Genomic DNA, 20,903 nt, shown 5'->3' with positions numbered 1-20,903 from the left:
GACCTATCTCCTATTCCGCCTTGAGCGCGATCACCGGGTCGAGCGCCGCCGCGCGCCGCGCCGGACCGATGCCAAAGGCAATCCCCGTCACCCCGGCGACCACCACCGCGAGCACGATCATGAACGGCGACACCGCCGTCGCCCAATGCAGGCCATAATCCGCGACCAATAGCCCGATCCCGCCCAGCACAAGCCCCATCAGCCCGCCCAGCGCCGCCAGCGCCACCGCCTCGACCAGAAACTGCACCATCACATCCTCGGCGCGCGCACCCAGCGCCATGCGAAGGCCAATCTCGCGCGTGCGCGACGACACCGAGACCAACATGATGTTCATCACGCCGATGCCGCCGACCAGCAGCGACACCCCGGCAGCGCCCGCCAGCAGCAGCGTGAACGTCCGCCCCGCCGCGCGCAGGCTCTTCGCCATTTCAGCCCAGGATTCCGCCTCCAGCCCGACCACATTGCCATGCACCGATCGCGCCAGCATCGGATTGGCGCCCAGGCTCGGCAAAGCCGCCACGCTCTGGGTCTTCACCCGGAAATCGTCGAGCTCATCCTCGGCCAGCCCGTGCAGCGTGCGCAATTCCTGCCGAACCGCCTCGCTCACCTGCGTGGTCACCGCCACAGACGCGGTCCGCACCGAAATCGAATCCAGTGCTTCCTGCCCCAGCATCGCCTGCGCCGCCGCCAGCGGCACATGGATCATCGGGATCAGCGCCCCCGCCTCATCCTTGGTGTCGCTGACAATCCCGACGAGCGAGACATCCCGTCCCGCCACGTCGAGCGACTGGCCAACCGGCGTGGCCACGCCCGGAAACAGTCGCGCGACCACCTCGGCCGTTGCCACCATCACAGGCGCACCGTCGGCATGCTCACGCTCAGAAATCAGCCGCCCCGCCGTCACCTTCCAGCCGCGCATGTCAGGCCAGGGCGCCTCGATGCCGCTCGCCCTGACGGTACGCAGCCGCGTCGCTGCGGTTTCACCCAGCCGCACATTGCCCTCCACGCGCCCGGCCACAGCCCTTGTATCCGCAATCCGCGTGCGCAGCGCCTCAAGGTCCGCCTTGCTCAGCGGCGAGGCCGGTGTTCGATGGTGCATCGGCCGCTCTGCATCGCGCATCCGCTGGCGCTCGGCGCGCATCGCCGCCGCCACTGCCGGGTCGCCAAGCCCGTCATTGCCAAAGCCCATCACGGCCATCCCCTGAGAGGGCTCACCGCCGCTGCTGTCCTGCGTCACATCCCCGGCAATCGCCGGCGGCTGATAATTGCCAGCCCTGATCTCGATCATGGTCGGCCCAGCGCCCTCGATCTGGCTCTCGATGCGCTCCTGCGCGCCCAGCCCCAGCCCGGACACGATCACCACCATCGCCACGCCGACGCTGACGCCAAGCAAGGTTAGGATCGTCTGTAACTTGTTCTGCTGCAGCGCTTTCAGCGCCAGAGCAAGATTAATGCCCATTATGCATCCCGGCTGGCATCGCCTTCGGCTTGGCCGCTGCCTTGGCCTTCAGCAGATCGGGAAATGTCTCGCCGTCCATCTCGACCAGAACCTGCTCGCGCTGCAGCATGAAAGCCACACGCACTATGCTCTTAGGGTCGGTCACCGGCTTGCTGCGGCCCTGCCAAAATTCGCCGGTCGGATTGATCGTCATGCGCACCGGCTCGATCGCTCCGTTCGGCCGGACAATCTCGGCCTTCAGGTTGGAAACCGCCGTCGCCGGCAAGTCATTGCGCATCTCGTCGGTAATGTGCACCTGAACACCGCCGCTCGGTGGCACGACGATCTCGTAATGGATCATCCCATACATGTTCACAGCACCACCGTGGTGCGGATTATGGTCGCCGTGCATGGCGCCGCCGTGCGTCTGCGCCGCCGCCGGCCCTGCCGCCAGAGCAAGCGCCAAAGTCGCCAAAGCCAGTCTATTCATGCCGAAGGGCCTCTATCGGATCGAGCCCGGCTGCCCGCCGGGCAGGGTAAACGCCGGACACGATGCCCAGCAGAACCGCAACAACAACGGCCGCCGCCGCCGCCAGCGGCGAGACCACAGCCGTCCATTGGAAGATGCGCTCGAGACCGCCCGACGCCAACACGCCGATCAAAATGCCCAGCACACCACCGATCAGGCTCAGCACCACCGCCTCAAGCACGAACTGCGAGGCGATGTCACTGCGCCGCGCCCCCAGCGCAATGCGCAGGCCCACTTCGCGCGTTCGCTGCGTGACCGAGAGCAGCAACAGGTTCATCACCCCGATGCCGCCGACCAGGAGCGACACCGCCGCCACGCTGGCGAGCATTACCAGCATCGTCCGGTTTGCCCGCGTCAGCGATCCGGAAAGCTGCTCCACCGTCAGCTCGTCCACCCGCTCGACATTGCCCGTCACCGCACGTGCCAGATCGGGTGGCAGCCCCTTGCCCAGCGCCTGCTTGGCCATCGTCGTCACGACGAAATCATCCGGATCCTTCTCGCCAATGTCATGGCGCGCCCGCAGCAGCTTGGTGATCTCCTCCGAAACCCGGCTGGTATCGCCCACCGAACGCGTCGTCACCGTCACCGTGTTGAGCTTGCTCAGGTTGAGCAACCGGTCCACGGTCGAAACCGGCACATAGACCGCGTCAAACTGATCATCACCGGGCGCCGGCTGCGTGGTCCAGCTCCGGCTGCCAACCACACCCACCACCTTGAACGGCTGGTTCCACAGCGTCAGGCCGCGCCCCACCGGGTCCACGCCTTCGCCAAACAAACGGTCGGCAACCACACGGCCAAGCACCATCACCTGGGCGCTGTCGGCGAGATCCTTGTCATTGATGAACCGCCCATGGGTCATCACCCAGCCTGCGCGAACATTGGGCAGGTTGGGCTCGGTTCCATGCAGCCGCGTGAACCACTGCTTCTTGTCAGCACTGCCATCCACAAACACGCGCGCATTCTCATGCACCCCGGACACGACATACTGGACCCCGTCGATGGTCGCGCCGATCAGCCGCGCATCCTCGCGCGTCAGCGTCGCCGCCGATCCCAGACCGGCGGCCATATCGCCAAGCCGCTCGCGCGCCAGCGGGTGATCATGCGATTCGAGCGGGTCATCCTCGGCATGCGTCCGCCACAAAAGGCCGCGCTCGCCACGCCAGTCATCGGGCCTGAAGGTTGCAAGCTGCACCCGCGCCCGCTCCGCATCATCCTGATAGGCCGCATGGCCGATGTTCGCTTCCGGGTCCGGTCCCGGATCGCGCCGCATCTGATAATTGCCCGAACGGATAACAATCACATTGGCGCCGGCCGCGAGAAGCTGTTCGCTCAGCGCATTCTGCGCACCGCGCCCCAGCGCCAGGCTGGTCACCAGCGCCGCCACACCAATCATCACACCCAAGATCGCCAGCGCGGCCTGGGTCCGGTTTCGCATCAGCGCCGACAGAGCCATCGGCAAGGTCTGCAAGGCGTTCGACATGGTTACTCCGCAGCGCCAGCCAAAACTTCCGCCTCCGGTTCGGTAGTCATTGTGCGCGGCACATTCGGCACATCGCTCAAGATCCGGCCATCGCGCACGGAGACGATACGCGTCGCATAAGCCGCAATCTCGGCCTCATGCGTGATCAGCACAATGGTGATGCCCCGGCGTTCGCGCAACTCCTGCAACAGTCGCATCACCTCGATGCTGGTCGCGCTGTCCAGATTGCCGGTCGGTTCGTCCGCCAAAATCAGCGCCGGCTCCTTCACCAGCGCCCGGGCGATGGCCACGCGCTGCTGCTGCCCGCCTGAAAGCTGGTTGGGGTGGTGGTCCGTGCGCTGGCCAAGGCCGATCGCCTCAAGTGCCACCCGCGCCCGCGCCGCCCGCTCGGCCGGCGGAATCACCGGGCGCGAATAGAGCAGCGGCACTTCGACATTCTCAAGCGCCGTCGTCCGCGCCAGCAGGTTGAAACCCTGAAACACAAAGCCGATCTGCCGGTTGCGAATGTCCGCCAGTTCATCGCGCGACAGCTTCGAGACATCGGTCCCGTTGAGCAGATATTTGCCCTCGGTCGGCCGGTCGAGGCAGCCGAGAATATGCATCATCGTCGACTTGCCCGAGCCCGAAGGCCCGATGATGGCAACGAATTCACCCTCTTCGATATCAAGGGAAACACCGCGCAGGGCATGCACGGTGTTGTCACCCAGCTGATACGTCTTCTTCAGATCTTGAAGCGATACGATCGGCATAAAATTGCTCGTTTCTCAAACAGAAATGGGCGGGGCCACGCCCGTCAAGGCGCGGCCCGCGGCCCTCACTCGCCGCCCGACGGCTCCATCTCGATCGGGCCGTTCAGCCCGGCGTAGTTGTAGAGCGCGGTCGCCACGACCTTCTCCGCCGTTGCCATGCCCAGCGCATTGCCGGCACCCTCAATGACATAGAATTCATTGGCTGCGTGGGCATTGCCCCCGGTCCCGGCGCGCACCGAGCTGATCGGAATATCGATCGGCGACTGGGTGCCCGAGAAGAGATAGGCAGGCCAATAACCGCCGCCGCCGCCAGCCAGCAGGATGCTGTCATTGGGCGAGATATCGTCAAACCGCTGCCCGAAAATCGACGCCGTATAGGCATTCGACCGGCTCAGATCATTGTCGGTGTTCTTCTTCGCCCAGGGCACATCGCCCACCAGATTGATCTCGACATCCTTGTAGCCAAGCTTGTCGAGATACTTGCGCAGCTTGTCGACAATGTCCGGCCCATTCATGTTCGGCACATAGCGGAAATTGTGCTTGGAGGTGATCTTGCGCGGCAGAATCGCGCCTGAGCCCCCGGCAAACATGTTGCCGCCCCAGATGCCGTCAAGGTTCATCGAGGTGCCCATGCGCTGCATCTTCAGATAGGTCAGCGGATCCTCGGAAATGAACCGGGCCACACCAAGACGCTCGGCCGCACGCTCGAGATCATAATTCTCGGCCGCCTTGCTGAGCATCTTCACCTCTTCCTCGGTCGGCGGCACGATATTGTCGTAGAAGCCGGGGATCAGAACGGTGTTGCCATCGTCGGACACCAGCTTCGACAACATGGTGATATGCCGCCACGCCGGGCTGTCGACCGAGCGCTTGTTGGAACCATGGATATCCGAATAGACCGGACCGCGACCCCAGCTGGCGCCGCTCGTGGTCAGCTCGACGAACACGCAGCCCTCGGAGCCGCCCGGGCCCCAGAGCGCGTCCGCGTCCTTCAGCTCATCGGCATGGTCCTGGAACCACTTGTTGAGGCCCACGTCCATGCGCTCTTCATCGCTTTCCACGACGAAGATCAGGTTCACCGGCAGCTTGCCCGTCACTTCCTTGATCGCGAGCAGCGCATTGTAGAAGGTCATTTCCGGGCCCTTGGAGTTGGTCGCCCCACGCCCGATCAGCACCTTCTTGAACGGCGCCTGCTCGACCAGCCGGCCTTCGAACGGCGGCGCCTTCCACAGGTCAGGCTGCGACACCGGCATGGTGTCGCCCTGCCAATAGACGGCCAGCGTCTTCTCCGCACCCTCGTCGCAGCGCGCAAACACCACCGGGTTCGACTGCGAGCCCCACTGGTTGATGCCCGGGTCATCGATCCGCGTTTCCTGGCAGCCAAGGCGATCGAAGAAGCCCTTCACCATCTCGGCCAATTCCGGAATACCCTCACCGGTGTTCGAAATCGTCGGCTGCTGGATCCACTTCTGAAGGTTGATCACATGCTGGTCGATGTTCTCGTCGATATTGGCAAAAATCTTGGGCAGATCCTCATTCTTGATCTTGCTCATATCGATCTTGACCGTCTCGTCACCGCTCGGGCGAATGCCGAGCGGCTTGTCAGCCCCGGCCGTTGCCCCCGCGTCCGCTGTCTCTGTCGTCCCCGTCTGGTCGCTGCACGCAGCCAGACCCGCTGCAATCCCGATAACCAGCGGCATCCACCGCAATTTCCTGATCGACATATTCAATCCCCCTTCTCAGTCCATAGAGCTACGAAAAAACCATCCCACCTACGACGCACCCTCCCCGGGGCGCCAGATGAACCGTCAACACATCAAAACCGCAAGAAAACTCCCCGAGCACGAACCGGAACCAGCTTTTCCCCAAGGAAACCGACCAGACCCTAAGCGGCACCTCCCGGTCCCAGCGTCCAGTGCGATGGAAGCGCCGGATTATCTCCGGTCATCCCCCAACCCGTGCATGAGAAGCATGAGCACTACCAACCCTCAGCACTTTTGCATCAGGCCAGACCCGAAAATGACTGTCAAGAGCCTGTCACATAGACGCAAAGCCTATTTTTTATGTCAATTCCGCAACATATCCATGCCGCCGATGCGCGCGCGGCGCCACGGGGCGTTCCAAGCCCGCGATTAAGTCTGAACGGACAAGATGATAGGCGATCTCGCCACATGAGCAACCGTCATCTGGGGGGAAGGCTGGTCGGAGCGACAGGATTCGAACCTGCGACCCCTAGACCCCCAGTCTAGTGCGCTACCAGGCTGCGCCACGCTCCGACCGAAGCGCGCGCATAGCCCTCCTGCGGAACAAGCGCAACCAAAAGACGCGCCCGGCCAGCGCACAGCGCCGGCAATTCACAAGCTTGGCAATCACAAGCATGTATATTATCAGCCCGCACATGTCCGACAGTCTGGCCCTGCTCATCAGCGATTCCGCCCGCCTGCTGCGTCGCCGCTTCGATGCCCGCGCCCGTAGCCTCGGCGTCAGCCGCGCCCAGTGGCAGGTGATGTTCGCGCTCTCCCGGCTCGAAGGCATCAACCAGGCCGGCCTCGCCGAAGAGCTGGACGTCGAGACCATCACGGTGGGCCGCATGGTCGACCGGCTGGCCGAAGCCGATCTCGTCGAGCGCCGGCCCGACCCCCAAGACCGCCGAGTCTGGCGCCTGCATCTGCGCCCGCGCGCCCATCCCATCCTCGATGCGCTGCGCGTCGTCGGCGCTGACGTGATGTCCGTGACCCTCGCCGGCCTCAGCGACGCCGAACAGGCCCAGCTCGCCGCTCTGCTGCTGCGCGTGCGCGGCAACCTGACCCAATCCCCCCCGCAGCAAAGCGCCGCCGAATGACCGCCCAACCCGAAACCATCGAGATGGAACAGGCCCGCTTCACCAAGCGCCGCAACTGGCTGCTCATGGCCTTGCCGCTGCTCCTCCTCGCCGCCGCCGGCGTCTGGCTCTGGTTCGCCGAGCGCGGCTCCATCAGCACCGACAACGCCTATGTCCAGCAGGGCCGCGTCGCCATCAGCGCCGATGTCACCGGCCGCGTCGCCGAGGTGCTGGTCCGCGAATCCCAGCCCGTGCGCCGCGGCGATGTGCTCATCCGCCTCGGTGATGAGCCCTTCCGCCTCGCACTGGCCGAAGCCGAAGCCCGGCTGGCCAGTGCCCGCCTGGAAGTTGCCGAACTCGGCACCGATACCAGCAGCCGCCGCGCCGATGTCGAGGCCCGGCGCGACGCCGTCACCTTCGCCCGCACCGAGCTCGCCCGTCAGCAGGCGCTGATGGACCGCGGCTTCACCACCAGCGCCCGCCTGCAGGCCGCCCGCTCCAGCCTCGCCCAGGCCGAAGCCGCACTGGCCAGCGCCCTTGCCGAGGAAGCCGGGTCGCGCGCCCGCGCCAATACCGCTGAGCGCGGCACGCATCCGCTCATCCTCGCCGCCGAAGCCGCGCGCGACCAGGCCGCCTTCGACCTCTCGCGCACCATCATCAGATCGCCCGCCAACGGCATCGCCACCCAGACTTACCGGGTCCTGCCCGGTCAGGTCATGGCCACCGGCATCCCAACGCTCGCCATCATGCTGTCCGAAAACCCCTGGGTCGAAGCCAATTTCAAGGAGACCGACCTCCAGCACATGCGCCCCGGCCAAAGCGCCACCATCGTGCTCGATGCCTATCCCGACGCCGAGATGAAGGGCCATGTCGCCTCCATCGGCGCCGGCACCGGCAGCGAGTTCGCCGTACTCCCCGCGCAAAATGCAACCGGCAACTGGGTCAAGGTCGTACAGCGCGTGCCCGTGCGCATCGCGATCGACAGCGAACCGCCCTTCGCCCTCATCGCCGGCCTCTCCGCCAAAGTCACCGTCGACACGCGCCGCTGAGGCATGGCCACCGCCGCCTTTCCTGACACCGCGCTGCCCGATACCGGCCGTCGCAACCTGATCACGCTCGCCGTCATGCTCGGCACGTTCATGACGATCCTCGATTTCGACCATCGCCAATGTCGCGCTGCCGCACATGCAGCCCAGCCTGGGTGCTGCCGCTGACAGCATCTCCTGGGTGCTGACCAGCTATATCGTCGCTGCCGCCATCACCACGCCGCTCACCGGCTGGCTCGCCGAGCGCATCGGCCGCCGCCGCCTGTTCCTGTTCGCGGTCGCTGCCTTCACGATCGCCTCCATGGCCTGCGGCCTCGCCACCTCGCTGCCCGAAATGGTGCTCTACCGGCTGCTGCAGGGTGCCACCGGCGCCGTCATCGCGCCGCTCTCGCAATCCTTCATCCTCGATGCTTGGCCGCGCGCCCGCCAAGGCCAGGCGCTCGCGCTGTTCGGCGTCGGCATCATGGTCGGCCCCATCCTCGGCCCGGTCATCGGCGGCTGGCTCACCGACCGGTTCGACTGGCGCTGGGTGTTCTTCATCAACCTGCCCTTCGGCATCCTCACCATCGTGCTCGCTGCCGCCGTTCTGCCCGATCCCGCCTCGCTGCGCCGCCGCTTCGATCTGCTCGGCTTCACGCTTCTCGCTATCGGCATGGGTGCCCTCCAGCTCGCCCTCGACCGTGGCCACCAGCTCGATTGGCTCGGCTCCTGGGAAATCCGGCTCGAACTCAGCCTCGCGGTCGCCGCGCTCTGGGCCTTTGCCGTGCACCTCACCACCGCGCAAAACGCCATCCTCAGCCGCCGCCTGCTCACCGACCGCAACGTCATGCTGGGCTTCCTGTTCATCGGCATCGTCGGTGTGCTGCTGGTCGGCACCACAGCACTCATGCCCACCATGCTGCAAACGCTCTATGGTTACCCGGTCGTCGAAGCCGGACTGCTGCAAATGCCGCGCGGGATCGGGATGGCGCTGGCCATGCTGCTCGCCGGCCGGCTGATCGGCAGGGTGTCGCCGCGCCCGCTCATCCTCGCCGGCATCCTCATCGCCGCCATCGGTCTCTACATGATGACAGGCTTCGCCCCGGTCATGCCGGCGCAGCCCTTCATCATTACCGCCGCCCTTCAGGGCTTCGGCCTCGGCCTTGTCTTCGTGCCGCTCAATACCATCGCCTTCTCCACCCTGCCCCAGCAGCTGCGCACCGAGGCCTCGGCCTTCTACATGCTGATGCGCAACATCGGCGGCTCCATCGGCCTCAGCCTCGCCATCACCATGCTCGCCCGCCAGCAGCAGATCTCCCACGCCGATCTCGCCAGCACCCTCACCCCCTACAAAAACCCACTCACCAACCCGGGCCTTGCCGCCGCCGCCGGCCCGCGCGGCGAAGCCGCCATGGCCGCCGCAGACGGCATATTGGGCGGCCAGGCACTGCTCATCGCCTATATCGATGTGTTCCAGCTGATGGTGTTCCTCGCACTCGCCATGATCCCCCTGCTGCTGCTCTTGCGCCCGGCGCCGTCCGCTGCCACTCCCGTCCATCTTCCCGAATGAAGGAGCCCCCATGTCCCCCCTCCCGCCCATGATGCTCGGCCGCCTCAATCATGTCGGCATCGCCTGCCCCAGCATCGACGCCATGGTCGAAACCTATCAGAGCCTGTTCGGCGCCACGCTCAGCACACCCGCCTTCGATCTGCCCACCCAAGGCGTGCGCGTCGCCTTCATCGATGTCGCCAACAGCCAGCTCGAACTCATCGAGCCGCTCGGCGATGATAGCCCGATCCATGGCTTCCTCAAGAAGCACCCCGCCGGCGGCCAGCATCATGTCTGCTTCGAAGTCGAAGACATCATCGCCGCGCGCGACCTAATGCGCGCCCGCGGCGCCACCGTACTCGGCACCGGGGAGCCGCGCATCGGCGCCCACGGCGTGCCGGTCATCTTCCTCCACCCCAAGAACACCGGCGGCGTCCTCGTCGAGCTGATGGCCTCGCCCGAAGGCCATTGAGCCACAGAAAAGGCCGCAGGGCGAACCCAGCGGCCTTCTCAAATCCGTGTTCGCGAAGCTCAGCGCCGGTTGAGCAGCCAGCCCACCACAAAGCCAAGCGCAATGCCGCCGGCCAGCGTCGCCAGCGGCTGCTCCTGCACCTGATGGCGAACCTTGGTGCTGGTCTCCTCAGCCAGTTTCGCGGCGCGCTCGCGCGCTTCCTTGGCCGTCTCCGGCGCATGCTCGGCCCAGTCCTTGGCCTTTTCGCTGGCCTTGCCATAGACATCGCGCGCCTTGCCATAAGCCTCCTGCGCCTTGCCCTTCAGCTCGCGGATGCGGCCGTCGATTTCCGTCTGCTCATGGTCAAACGCGTCGCCAACGGCGGCCTGCGCCTTGCCGGCGGCTTCCCGCGCCTTGCCTGCAACGGTATCCTTGTTGATCGCCATGAAATCCCCTTTCGCTTCTGGCTGAAGAATCTCAGCCGCTGATGGCCACCATATAGGCGCTGAACGCCCGATTTTGAAGGGCCGCCACCAAAATCAGTCGTCGATCCGCACCTTGCCGCGCCCTGATTTCACCCCGCTGCGCACCGCCTTGCCGGCCAGCCGCCGCTCCCCGCTGGCCCGCGTCGGCCGTGTCGCCCGCCGCTTGACGGGCCGCACCTCGGCAGCTGCCACCAGCGCCGCCAGCCGCTCCCGCGCATCCGCCCGGTTGCGCTCCTGCGTGCGAAACCGCGCCGCCTCGATCACCAGCACGCCGTCGCGCGTCATCCGGCTGCCCGCCAGCCGCATCAGCCGCACCGCCACATCATCCGGCAGGCTGGGCGAGCGCCGCACATCGAAGCGCAGCTGCACCGCCGTATTCACCTTGTTGACATTCTGCCCGCCCGGACCCGACGCCCGGACAAAGCTTTCGCTCAACTCCTCCTCGGGGATTTCAATCGCCATCACATGTCCCTAGGTTCGGGCGCAGTCAGGAGACCAGACCATGCTCATCATCCATCATCTCAACAACAGCCGCTCGCAGCGCATCGTCTGGCTGCTCGAAGAACTCGGCCTCCCCTATCAGATCAAGGCCTATGCGCGCGATAGCGAGACCAGCCTCGCCCCGCCCGAACTCAAGGCCGTCCATCCGCTCGGCAAGTCGCCGGTCTTGCAAGACGGCGCGCGCACCATCATCGAATCAGGCGCCATCACCGATTACATCCTGCGCCGCCACGCTGGCGGCCGGCTGATGCCAAAGCCCGGCACCGATGCTCATGAAGACTATCTCGAATGGCTGCACTTCGCCGAAGGCTCGGCGATGCTGCCCTTTCTGCTCGCCCTTTACACCAGCCGCCTCGGCGACGCCGCCGCCCCCCTCCAGCCGCGCATCCAGGAGCAGATTGGCGCCCATGTCGGCTATCTCTCCGCCCGTCTCGGCGAAAATGACTGGCTGGTCGAAAACACGCTCTCGGGCGCTGACATCATGATGAGCTTCATCGCCGAAATCGCCGCCGCTCAGGGTCTGGGCGCGCATTTCCCCAATGTCCAAGCCTATGCCAAGCGCATCCAGGCCCGCCCCGCCTGGCAGGCCGCCGCCAGCAAGACCGAGCCCTATAACTTCAATCTGGGCTAACGCCGCCAGATGGCGGCCGCGCCATCGCATAATAGCAGACCGCCCCCAAAACCAGCGAGCCCGCCATCACCATGGCGACGGGCAGCGCCGTGCCGTCATGCAGCGCCGCGGTCAGCCCCGAAGCCAACGCGCCCATGGCAAAATTGCCCGAGCCATAGAGCCCCGATGTCGCGCCCGCACGCAGCGGATCGACGTTGAGCGCGCCCGCCAGCGCATTGGCCGCAATCAACCCGTTCGAGGTGAGCACCAGCGCAAACACCCCGATCATGCCCCATGGCCCCGCACCCGCCAGCGCCAGCACCAGCGCCAAAACCCCGCTCACTGCCGCCGCCAGCACCGCGACGGACAGGATATCGTCCGGCGAAAAGCGCCGCAGCAGCACCCGGTTGACCTGTGACGCGCCAATCACGCCCACTGCTACGCCTGCAAAGATCATGCTGAACTGCCCGCTGGTAAAACCCCAGACCTCGATCACAAGGTCAGGTGCGGTGGCGATATAGCTGAACAGCGTCGCGCCGTTGGCGCCGCCCAGCAGGATATAGCCCATCAACCGCCGCCGCCCGAGCAGATCGGCATAGCTGGCCCACCAGCGCTCGCCGCGCGCCTTGTCCGCCGTCGCCGCCGACCGGCTTTCGTCAAGGCGGAAGAACACCGCCGCGAGCAGCGACGCACCGAACAGCGCCAGCGCCACGAACACCGCCCGCCAGCTCACCACCGCCGCCAGCCAGCCGCCGATCGAAGGCGCCAGCATCGGCGCCACCGCCAGCACCAGTACCAGCAGCGAGAAGATGCGCGCCGAGTCGCGGTGATCATAGCGGTCACGCACCACCGCGCGCGCCACCACCATGCCCGCGCAGCAGCCCAGCGCCTGCACGAAACGCCCCGCCACCAGCCAGTCGATGGTCGGCGCAAAGGCGCAAGCGATGCTTGAGACGGTAAACAGCGTACAGCCGAACAATATCGCCGGCCGCCGGCCCATCCTGTCGCTCACCGGCCCATAGACCAGCTGCCCCATCGCCATGCCGATGAAAAACGCCGTGAAGGTGAGCTGTACCGCCGCCGGCGTGGCCCCGAAATCACGCCCGATCACCGGCAGGGTCGGCAGATAAAGATCGATCGAAATCGCGCCGAACGCCGTCAGCGCGCCCAGCAGCAGCAGCTCACCGCGCGTCGGCTCGCGCCGCGCCGGCACCTTTGCGCCTGCCAAACCCGTATCCATCACCGTCGCCATCGCGCCCGCCTAGGGCAAGCCACCCCCGACGTCGAGAGCATCAGCGACAGATTGGCCGCGATGCGGCAACAGCGCGCCTCAGGCCCGGGCGCCCTCGCTCACCGCCACCGAGTTGAAACGCAGCGCCTCAAGCACGGTCGCCACGATCGCCGGCGCATCCAGCCCCGCCTCGGCATATTGCTTCGCCGGATTGTCCTGGTCCTGGAACACATCGGGCAACCGCATGGTGCGCACCTTCAGCCCGGCGTCCGTCAGCCCCTCGTCCGAAAGCCAGGTCAGCACATGCGCGCCAAAGCCGCCCACCGCGCCCTCCTCGATGGTCACCACCACATCATGCGTCACTGCCAGCTTGCGGATGAGCGCATGGTCGAGCGGCTTGGCAAATCGCAGGTCGGCAACGCTGGTCGAGATGCCCTTGCGCTCCAGCTCATCCGCCGCCGCCATCGCATCGGCCAGCCGCGTGCCCAATGAAAGAATGGCCACCGTCTTGCCCTCGCGCATCATCCGGCCCTTGCCGATCTCGAGCCGCTCCGGCACCGCCGGCAGCGGCGTGCCCGTGCCCTCGCCGCGCGGATAGCGCACCGCAATCGGCCCGCTGTCATGCAGCGCCGCCGTGTGCACCATATGCACCAGCTCCGCCTCGTCAGCCGCCGCCATCACCACAAAGTTGGGCAGCGTCGCCAGATAGGCGACATCGAAAGAGCCCGCATGGGTCGCCCCGTCCGCGCCCACCAGCCCGGCCCGGTCGATGGCAAAACGCACCGGCAGGTTCTGGATCGCCACGTCATGCACCACCTGGTCATAGGCGCGCTGCAGGAAGGTCGAATAGATCGCGCAGAACGGCCGCATGCCTTCCGCCGCCAGCCCGGCCGCGAAAGTCACCGCATGCTGCTCGGCAATGCCCACGTCGAAGGTCCGCTCGGGAAAGGCCTTGTTGAACCGGTCCACGCCGGTGCCGCTCGGCATCGCCGCAGTGATGGCGCAAATCTTCTCGTCGCGCTTGGCCTCGGCAATCAGCGCATCGCCAAACACATTCTGATAGGCCGGCGCCTTGGGCTGCGGCTTCTGCTGCGCGCCTGACACCACGTCGAACTTCGCCACCCCATGATATTTGTCGGCCGCCGCCTCGGCCGGCGCATAGCCCTTGCCCTTCTGCGTCACCACATGAACAAGAATCGGCCCATCATCGGCATCGCGCACATTCTCCAGCACCGGCAGCAGATGGTCGAGGTTATGCCCATCGATCGGCCCGACATAATAAAAGCCCAGCTCCTCAAACAGCGTGCCCCCGCCCTGCGCCATGCCGCGCGCATATTCATCCGCCTGCCGCGCCGCATTCATCAGCGGCTTGGGCAGCGCCTTGCGCGCCAGCTGCTTCACCGCCTCGCGCAGGCCCATGAACTGCCGCGACGAGAGCAGGCGCGCCAGATAGGCCGAAAGAGCCCCGACCGGCGGCGCAATCGACATGTCATTGTCGTTCAGGATGACGACCAGCCGGTTGCCGGCCTGCGCGGCATTGTTCATCGCCTCATAGGCCATGCCCGCCGACATCGCACCGTCGCCGATCACCGCAATGCCCTTGGCCTTGCGGCCCTGCATCTTGTTGGCCACCGCAAAGCCGAGCGCGGCCGAAATCGACGTCGAGCTGTGCGCTGCGCCAAAGGGATCATATTCGCTCTCGGAGCGCTTGGTGAAACCCGACAGCCCGCCGCCCTGGCGCAGTGTGCGGATCCGGTCGCGCCGCCCGGTCAAAATCTTGTGCGGATAGGTCTGATGGCCAACATCCCAGACCAGCTTGTCCTCAGGCGTGTCGAACACATAATGCAACGCCACGGTCAGCTCGATCACGCCAAGTCCGGCGCCCAGATGCCCGCCCGTCGTCGAGACGGCATCGATCATCTCGGCGCGCAGTTCGTCGGCCAGCTGCCGCAACTGCCCATGCGACAGGCGGCGCAGGTCCGCCGGAACATTGACGGTGTCGAGCAGCGGGGTTTCAGGTCGTTTCGTCACAGGCCTGCCAGTTTCCATTGGTCGTCATCGATTCGTAACGCGCCCTGCTAGCGCCATCCGCCAAGGCTGTCACGGCAAGTCTCACGCGCAGGCCATCACGCCGCATGGCCACCTTCAACCGCGCAGGTCCGGCAACGCCCCCGCATCTCGATCACCGACTTGGCCGGCACAAACCCCCGCTCCTCGGCCTGGGCACGAAGCCTGAGGCCAAGGCTGTCATCATCGATATGAACCGCCCGCCCGCAGCCGTCGCAAACGAGGAACACACAATCATGCACGCAATCGGGATGCGCATTGACGATGTACGCGTTGGCGCTCTCCACCCGCATGGCGACATTGCGCGCCACGAACAGATCAAGGATCCGGTAAACGCTGTTCGCCGCCACCCGCCGCTTCTGCGCAGTGCTCACGGCGTCGGTTACATCATAGGCGCTCGCCGGCCGCTCGAACCCCGCCAACGCCTGAAACACGGCGGCGCGCATCGGCGTCCATTGTTCGCCCGCCTCTTCCATCGCCGCACGCGCCGCTTCGCCCAGCGCCGCGCCCGAACGGTTGCGGTGACGATGCGGGTGAGCCCCGCCGGGCAGATCGCCCACCTCTGAAACGCCAAGCGCCATCAAATCTATATCGGACCTTGCGCCGGCGAACGCAAGAACAAGCCGGGCAAAACCCCGCAGTCGGTCAGCGCCTTGCTGCGCGCATGTTCCAGAAATGCGCCGCCGCCAGCACCAGAACGCCCGTCACCGACAACCAGATCTCCAGCGCATCACCATGGTCCGGAAACAACGAGGCCGACATCAACGCAATTCCGACCACACCAACCGCAACAACGCCCCAGCGGCCGTGCGCCTGCACCCCGCGCCACAGCGCCACCACCGCCAGCGGCAGCGCCAGCATGAGGCCGATGCTGTGCACCTCATGGCTCATCCAGCCGCCTACCAACGTGAGACTGGCCACCAGAAGCGCGCCAGCGAGACAGTGAACAAGGCACAGCCCTGACAGCAAAATAGCCGCGCGGTCGAGCAGATGGGGCCGAATTGTCTTCATTGCCGCAGGCGTTACATTGTATCATCTGGCAGCGCAACAGTTTACGCATGGCCCTGCGACCGCGCGCAAAGTTGCCTGCTCTCCGCCTTTGCGGCAATAGGCCCGCCATGGCCACACTCGCCCCCGCCCTCCCGATTGCCGCGCCGCGCGCCGCCCCGCGCGCTGTTGCTGGCTGGCTGTTCGGAGTCGCGGCGCTGGTCTTCGCCATGGTCGTGGTCGGCGGCATCACCAGGCTCACCGAATCAGGCCTCAGCATCGTGCGCTGGGATGTCGTGTCCGGCACGCTGCCGCCGCTGACCGACGCTGCATGGCAGGCCGAATTCGCCGCCTATCAGCAAAGCTCGCAATATCAGCTGATGAACCGCGGCATGAGCCTTGACGAGTTCAAGGGCATCTTCTTCTGGGAATATGTTCACCGGCTGCTTGGCCGCCTCATCGGTCTCGCCTTTGCCCTGCCGCTCGCCTGGTTCTGGCTCAAGGGCCGCATCCCGGCCGGCTACAAGCCCCGGCTGCTGGCCCTGCTGGCGCTCGGCGCGCTGCAAGGCACCATCGGCTGGTGGATGGTCTCCTCCGGCCTCGTCGGCCGCACCGAGGTTGCCCATACCCGCCTCGCCGTCCATCTCACCACAGCGCTCACTATCATCGCCGGCCTGCTCTGGACCGCGCTCGATCTCACCGCCGGCAAGTCCAAGGCGCCGCCAGCCCGCTGGGTGCTGCCGCTGGCCGCCCTGCTCACCGTGCAGATCGTCTGGGGCGCCTTCACCGCCGGCCTGCGCGCCGGTCATGCCAGCAACACCTGGCCGCTGATGGCCGGCCAACTCGTCCCCGACGGTCTCAGCCTCGCGCTTGCTGGCCTCACCGCTGACCCCTTCACCGTCCATTTCCTGCACCGCAGCCTCGCCATCGCCGTTGCGCTGGCCACCCTGCTGGTGGCGGCCCACATCTGGCAGCGCGGCGCCCGCCCGCAGACCGCCGCGCTGGCCGCTGCCGTCAGCGCGCAGTTCGTGCTCGGCGTTGCCACAGTGCTCAGCGGCGTCGCCCTGCCGCTCGGCGTCGCCCATCAGGGCATGGCAGCCCTGCTCGTCGCCTCCACCGTCTGGGCCGCCCATAGCAGCCGGAGGCGCGTGTGACCGCCTCGAATGTGCTTGGAACAACGCTCCAGCTCTGCAGCACAGACCCGCTCACCGGCTGGCACCGCGACGGCTGTTGCAACACCAACGCCGAGGACCACGGCCTGCACACCGTCTGCGCCGTGCTCACCGCCGAGTTTCTCACCTTCAGCAAGGCGTCGGGCAATGACCTCTCCACGCCGCGCCCCGAGTTCGGTTTCCCCGGCCTCAAGCCCGGCGACCGCTGGTGCCTCTGCGCCGCGCGCTGGGAGGAAGCCCGCCGTGCCGGCTTTGCCCCCGATGTCATCCTCGAAGCCACCCACGAAAAAACCCTTGAAATCACCGCGCTTGGCCATCTGCAAGCCCATGGCATCGACCCACAAATTATAGGGTAATATTTTACCACACCCGAAAACCCCGGATTTCCTTGACGCAATCCGGCCAAAAGCGCATAGGCCCGCCATCCGCGCTGGGCCTTCCGCCCGGCGTGTGTCATTTCAGCCGGATAGATCATCATGTCGAGACCCTCCCCCACCCGCGCGCTCACGCGCACAACGGCGCCCGCCAAGCCCGCCGAAGTCGAAAAGAAGTGGCTGCTCATCGATGCCGAGGGCCTCGTCGTCGGTCGCCTCGCCTCGATCATCGCCAACCGCCTGCGCGGCAAGCACAAGGCCAGCTTCACCCCGCATGTCGATTGCGGTGACAATGTCATCGTCATCAACGCCGGCAAGGTCCGCTTCACCGGCAACAAGCTGCAGGACAAGCGCTATTACCGCCACACCGGCCACCCCGGCGGCATCAAGGAAATCTCGCCCGCCAAGGTGCTTGAAGGCAAGTTCCCCGAGCGTGTGCTGATCAAGGCTGTCGAGCGCATGGTCCCGCGCGGCCCGCTCGGTCGTCAGCAGATGCGCAACCTGCGTGTCTTTGGCGGCACCGATCATCCGCACGAAGCGCAGAACCCCGAGCTTCTCGACATCGCCGCCATGAACCGCAAGAACACCACCCTCACCGACAAGGGCGCCGAATAATGAGCGACAGCATCGAAACCAACGCCGCCGAAGCGACCGCCGACACCCGTCAGTCGCTCGCCGATCTCGGCAGCATCCAGGCCGAAGGCGGCGCGCCCGCCGGCAACAACGCTGCCGCCCCGCTACGCGAGCAGGAGCTTGACGCTCAGGGCCGCGCCTATGCCACCGGCAAGCGCAAGAATGCCGTCGCCCGCGTCTGGATCAAGCCCGGCACCGGCAAGATCATCGTCAACGGCAAGGACCAGACGGTCTATTTCGCCCGTCCGACGCTGCGCCTCATCATCAACCAGCCCTTCGACATCGCCGAGCGTCGTGACCAATATGACGTCATGGCCACCGTCGTCGGCGGTGGCCTTTCGGGCCAGGCGGGTGCGGTCAAGCACGGCATTTCGGTGGCGCTCACCCGCTACGAGCCGGCTCTGCGCACCACCGTCAAGAATGCCGGCTTCCTCACGCGCGACAGCCGCGTCGTCGAGCGCAAGAAGTACGGCAAGGCCAAGGCCCGCCGCAGCTTCCAGTTCTCGAAGCGCTAAACCCACAACCAACGCCTGCCACGGGGCGCCCTGCAAGTTCGCAGCGGCGCCCCGTTTCGTTTCAGCCGCGCGCTGAAAGAACTTCTATCCCATCCGCGACATGCGCCGCCCTTCCGTTCGCAGCACCACTTCGGCATAAGGCGCCGATGATTCGCGCCCTCCTCGCCCTTCTTCTGCTGATCGCACAGCCTGCCTTCGCCCAGTCGTCGGCAGACCTTGATCACACCGCCATCCGCATCACGCCGGAAACGACGGCCCCTGCGCCGGGCCAGCCCTTCACGCTGGCCATCACGCTCTCGCCGAAGGATGGCTGGCACAATTACTGGTCCAACCCCGGCGATGCCGGCGCCCCCACCCGGCTCGAATGGTCCCTGCCAGACGGCAGCGAGGCCTCGGCCGAGCCGCTCTATCCCGTGCCCGAAACGCTGCTCGTCTCGGGCCTTATGAACCATGTCTATTCACACCCGAACAGCCTGCTGGTCACGGTCACGCCGCCCGCGGGTCTTGCGCCGGGCACGCCCTTCCCGCTCAGCCTCAAGATCGACTGGCTGGTCTGCTCGGACACCCAGTGCGTCCCCGAATTCGCCACGCTCGGCCTCGATCTCGCCATCGGCGACGGCGCGCCCGACCCCGCCGCCACGCCGATCATGGACGCCGCACGCGCCGCCTTGCCCAAGGCGGTTGAATGGAATGTCCGCTACACAATTGAAAACGAGCGTCTCGTCCTCGCCGTCCCCTTCGCCACCCCGTCCGACGTCAAGGCCGCGCATTTCTTCGTCGATCAGGATGGCATCATCGATTATGCCGCCCCCCAGACCGTCACCATCGCCGGCGACGAGCTGCGCATCGAAACCACCGCCTGGCCCGACGCCGACGCAAGCGCCGGCCTCTCCGGCCTGCTCCGTATCGACCGCGCCTCCGATCCCGAGCCGATCGGCTTCAGCTTTTCCGCCACAAAGGGCGCCGTCCCCGCCGCCGGCGCCCCGCTCGCCGCCGCCACCGGCACTGACAGCGGCAGCGGCAGCGAAAGCGCCGGCTGGGGCGGGCTGCTGCCCATCCTCGGCCTGTCCATCCTCGGCGGTCTCATCCTCAATGTCATGCCCTGCGTCTTCCCCATCCTCAGCCTCAAGGCGCTCAGCCTCGCCAAGGGCAATGTCGAAGCGCCCAAGGCCCGCGCCGATGCGCTGGCCTATACCGCAGGCGTCATCCTCATCACTACGGCACTGGGCGGCCTCGTCCTCGCACTTCGCGCCGCCGGCTCCGAAGTTGGCTGGGCCTTCCAGCTTCAGGATCCGCGCGTCATCGCCTTCCTGCTGCTGCTGGTCACGGCCATCGCGCTCAATCTCGCCGGCCTGTTCGAAATCAACCTGACCACCGGCGGCCTCGGCCAGTCGGTCACGGCGCGCAATGATGCGCTCGGCAGCTTTGCCACCGGCGCGCTCGCCGCCTTCATCGCCACGCCCTGCACCGGCCCGTTCATGGCAGGCGCGCTGGGCGCCGCCCTCGTCCTGCCGCCGCTCGCCGGTCTGCTCGTCTTCGCCGGTCTCGGCTTCGGCCTTGCGCTGCCCTTCCTTCTCATCGGCTTCGTCCCCGCGCTGCGCCGCCGCCTGCCCAAGCCCGGCGCCTGGATGAGCCGGCTCCGCGCCATCCTGTCGGTGCCGATGTTCCTCACCGCCCTTGCGCTCGCCTGGGTGCTCGGCCGTCAGGCCGGCGTCGACGGCATGACCATCGGCCTGCTCGGCGCCGTGGTGCTCGGCCTGTTCCTCTGGTGGCTGGGCAGCCGCCAGCACAGCGCCAGCGCCACCTGGCTGCCCACCACGGCCGCCATCGCCGCCACCATTGCCGCCGTCGCCTTCATCCCCGCCGGCGCGCCCAGCGCAACTGCGGCCGCCACCGAAGTTGCCAGCACGCTCGACGCCCAGCCCTATACGCCAGAGCGCCTCGCCGAGCTGCGCAGCGCCGGCCAGCCGGTGTTCCTCTACATGACCGCTGACTGGTGCATCACCTGCAAGGTCAATGAAAAGGGCGCGCTCTCCAGCAGCGTCGTCGCCGAAAGCTTCAAATCCAAGGGCATCACCGTCCTTGAAGGCGACTGGACCCGCCCCAATCCCGCCATCTCCGCCTGGCTGGCCGAACATGGCCGCGCCGGCATCCCCGTCTATGCCTATTATGCGCCCGACGGCTCCGAGACCGAGCTGCCGCAAATCCTCACCGAATCCGATCTCACCAACCTCGCGGTGTAGACCGCCAGAGATTGCCATTGGCGCGGCGCACGACTACCCCAAG

22 protein-coding genes and 1 tRNA gene are annotated in these 20,903 nt (G+C 66.3%); 11 read left to right on the top strand and 12 right to left on the bottom strand.

What is annotated here, in order from left to right; genetic code table 11:
- Positions 1–10: 10 nt before the first annotated feature.
- From ACMVO5_RS01800 to ACMVO5_RS01775, 6 genes are all read right to left on the bottom strand, one after another.
- Complete coding sequence (locus tag ACMVO5_RS01800) at positions 11–1,459, bottom strand: ABC transporter permease (RefSeq protein ID WP_416908380.1); 1,449 nt, start codon at positions 1,457–1,459, stop codon at positions 11–13.
- Positions 1,449–1,928: a hypothetical protein gene (locus ACMVO5_RS01795; protein WP_416908379.1), complete on the bottom strand. Its 480-nt coding sequence runs from the start codon at positions 1,926–1,928 to the stop codon at positions 1,449–1,451. The genes ACMVO5_RS01800 and ACMVO5_RS01795 overlap by 11 nt, the downstream gene beginning before the upstream one ends.
- On the bottom strand, positions 1,921–3,447 hold the full coding sequence (locus ACMVO5_RS01790) for an ABC transporter permease (RefSeq protein ID WP_416908378.1): 1,527 nt from the start codon (positions 3,445–3,447) through the stop codon (positions 1,921–1,923). Before ACMVO5_RS01790 ends, ACMVO5_RS01795 begins: the two co-directional genes overlap by 8 nt.
- 2 nt (positions 3,448–3,449) lie before the next feature.
- Positions 3,450–4,196, bottom strand: a complete 747-nt coding sequence (locus ACMVO5_RS01785) for an ABC transporter ATP-binding protein (protein WP_416908377.1) — start codon at positions 4,194–4,196, stop codon at positions 3,450–3,452.
- Between the two features lie 65 nt (positions 4,197–4,261).
- On the bottom strand, positions 4,262–5,920 hold the full coding sequence (locus tag ACMVO5_RS01780) for a M20/M25/M40 family metallo-hydrolase (RefSeq protein ID WP_416908376.1): 1,659 nt from the start codon (positions 5,918–5,920) through the stop codon (positions 4,262–4,264).
- Positions 5,921–6,395: 475 nt separating this feature from the next.
- Positions 6,396–6,472: transfer RNA gene (locus tag ACMVO5_RS01775), tRNA-Pro, on the bottom strand.
- Positions 6,473–6,594: 122 nt separating this feature from the next.
- Here ACMVO5_RS01775 and ACMVO5_RS01770 point away from each other — a divergent pair.
- From ACMVO5_RS01770 to mce, 5 genes are read left to right on the top strand one after another with little or no spacing between them, the layout of a single operon-like run.
- Complete coding sequence (locus ACMVO5_RS01770; RefSeq protein WP_416908375.1) at positions 6,595–7,038, top strand: MarR family winged helix-turn-helix transcriptional regulator; 444 nt, start codon at positions 6,595–6,597, stop codon at positions 7,036–7,038.
- Positions 7,035–8,066, top strand: a complete 1,032-nt coding sequence (locus ACMVO5_RS01765; RefSeq protein ID WP_416908374.1) for an HlyD family secretion protein — start codon at positions 7,035–7,037, stop codon at positions 8,064–8,066. The genes ACMVO5_RS01770 and ACMVO5_RS01765 overlap by 4 nt, the downstream gene beginning before the upstream one ends.
- A gap of 3 nt (positions 8,067–8,069) precedes the next feature.
- Positions 8,070–8,231: a hypothetical protein gene (locus ACMVO5_RS01760; protein WP_416908373.1), complete on the top strand. Its 162-nt coding sequence runs from the start codon at positions 8,070–8,072 to the stop codon at positions 8,229–8,231.
- A complete protein-coding gene (locus ACMVO5_RS01755) occupies positions 8,203–9,612 on the top strand; it encodes a DHA2 family efflux MFS transporter permease subunit (protein ID WP_416908372.1) in 1,410 nt (469 codons plus the stop codon). Before ACMVO5_RS01760 ends, ACMVO5_RS01755 begins: the two co-directional genes overlap by 29 nt.
- 28 nt (positions 9,613–9,640) lie before the next feature.
- Entirely contained in the window at positions 9,641–10,063 is a 423-nt protein-coding gene (mce, locus tag ACMVO5_RS01750; RefSeq protein ID WP_416909274.1) for a methylmalonyl-CoA epimerase, read from the top strand.
- Between the two features lie 59 nt (positions 10,064–10,122).
- Here the strand turns inward: mce and ACMVO5_RS01745 are convergent, their stop codons facing one another.
- Both ACMVO5_RS01745 and arfB read right to left on the bottom strand, forming a co-directional pair.
- The gene (locus ACMVO5_RS01745; RefSeq protein ID WP_416908371.1) at positions 10,123–10,488 is read right to left on the bottom strand and encodes a CsbD family protein; all 366 of its coding nucleotides are present in this window, start codon (positions 10,486–10,488) and stop codon (positions 10,123–10,125) included.
- A gap of 93 nt (positions 10,489–10,581) precedes the next feature.
- A complete protein-coding gene (arfB, locus tag ACMVO5_RS01740; RefSeq protein WP_416908370.1) occupies positions 10,582–10,989 on the bottom strand; it encodes an alternative ribosome rescue aminoacyl-tRNA hydrolase ArfB in 408 nt (135 codons plus the stop codon).
- 40 nt (positions 10,990–11,029) lie between these two features.
- Here arfB and ACMVO5_RS01735 point away from each other — a divergent pair, with 40 nt between their 5' ends.
- Positions 11,030–11,659: a glutathione S-transferase family protein gene (locus tag ACMVO5_RS01735; RefSeq protein WP_416908369.1), complete on the top strand. Its 630-nt coding sequence runs from the start codon at positions 11,030–11,032 to the stop codon at positions 11,657–11,659.
- On the opposite strand, the gene ACMVO5_RS01730 is transcribed toward ACMVO5_RS01735, so the two are convergent.
- From ACMVO5_RS01730 to ACMVO5_RS01715, 4 genes are all read right to left on the bottom strand, one after another.
- On the bottom strand, positions 11,646–12,890 hold the full coding sequence (locus ACMVO5_RS01730; RefSeq protein ID WP_416908368.1) for a multidrug effflux MFS transporter: 1,245 nt from the start codon (positions 12,888–12,890) through the stop codon (positions 11,646–11,648). The genes ACMVO5_RS01735 and ACMVO5_RS01730 overlap by 14 nt on opposite strands.
- Positions 12,891–12,968: 78 nt before the next feature.
- Complete coding sequence (gene dxs / locus ACMVO5_RS01725) at positions 12,969–14,900, bottom strand: 1-deoxy-D-xylulose-5-phosphate synthase (protein ID WP_416908367.1); 1,932 nt, start codon at positions 14,898–14,900, stop codon at positions 12,969–12,971.
- A gap of 95 nt (positions 14,901–14,995) precedes the next feature.
- Positions 14,996–15,517 carry a Fur family transcriptional regulator gene (locus ACMVO5_RS01720; protein ID WP_416908366.1) on the bottom strand — a complete coding sequence of 174 codons (522 nt, stop codon included), beginning with the start codon at positions 15,515–15,517 and terminating at the stop codon, positions 14,996–14,998.
- Positions 15,518–15,581: 64 nt separating this feature from the next.
- Positions 15,582–15,947, bottom strand: coding sequence for a MerC domain-containing protein (locus tag ACMVO5_RS01715; protein WP_416908365.1), 366 nt, complete (start codon positions 15,945–15,947; stop codon positions 15,582–15,584).
- A 107-nt stretch (positions 15,948–16,054) separates the two neighbouring features.
- Between ACMVO5_RS01715 and ACMVO5_RS01710 the strand changes: the two genes are divergently transcribed.
- The 5 genes from ACMVO5_RS01710 (at position 16,055) to ACMVO5_RS01690 (ending at position 20,860) form a co-directional block, all read left to right on the top strand.
- Complete coding sequence (locus ACMVO5_RS01710; protein WP_416908364.1) at positions 16,055–17,077, top strand: COX15/CtaA family protein; 1,023 nt, start codon at positions 16,055–16,057, stop codon at positions 17,075–17,077.
- On the top strand, positions 17,074–17,451 hold the full coding sequence (locus ACMVO5_RS01705) for a DUF2237 family protein (RefSeq protein WP_416908363.1): 378 nt from the start codon (positions 17,074–17,076) through the stop codon (positions 17,449–17,451). Before ACMVO5_RS01710 ends, ACMVO5_RS01705 begins: the two co-directional genes overlap by 4 nt.
- A 120-nt stretch (positions 17,452–17,571) precedes the next feature.
- Positions 17,572–18,084 carry a 50S ribosomal protein L13 gene (gene rplM / locus ACMVO5_RS01700; RefSeq protein ID WP_416908362.1) on the top strand — a complete coding sequence of 171 codons (513 nt, stop codon included), beginning with the start codon at positions 17,572–17,574 and terminating at the stop codon, positions 18,082–18,084.
- Complete coding sequence (gene rpsI / locus ACMVO5_RS01695; RefSeq protein ID WP_416908361.1) at positions 18,084–18,617, top strand: 30S ribosomal protein S9; 534 nt, start codon at positions 18,084–18,086, stop codon at positions 18,615–18,617. The genes rplM and rpsI overlap by 1 nt, the downstream gene beginning before the upstream one ends.
- 146 nt (positions 18,618–18,763) lie before the next feature.
- On the top strand, positions 18,764–20,860 hold the full coding sequence (locus tag ACMVO5_RS01690) for a protein-disulfide reductase DsbD family protein (protein WP_416908360.1): 2,097 nt from the start codon (positions 18,764–18,766) through the stop codon (positions 20,858–20,860).
- Positions 20,861–20,903 lie beyond the last annotated feature (43 nt).

The sequence above is a fragment of the Polymorphobacter sp. genome (genome assembly GCF_048007885.1).
GTDB lineage: Bacteria > Pseudomonadota > Alphaproteobacteria > Sphingomonadales > Sphingomonadaceae > Sandarakinorhabdus.
This window is presented reverse-complemented; position numbering and strand designations above follow the sequence as displayed.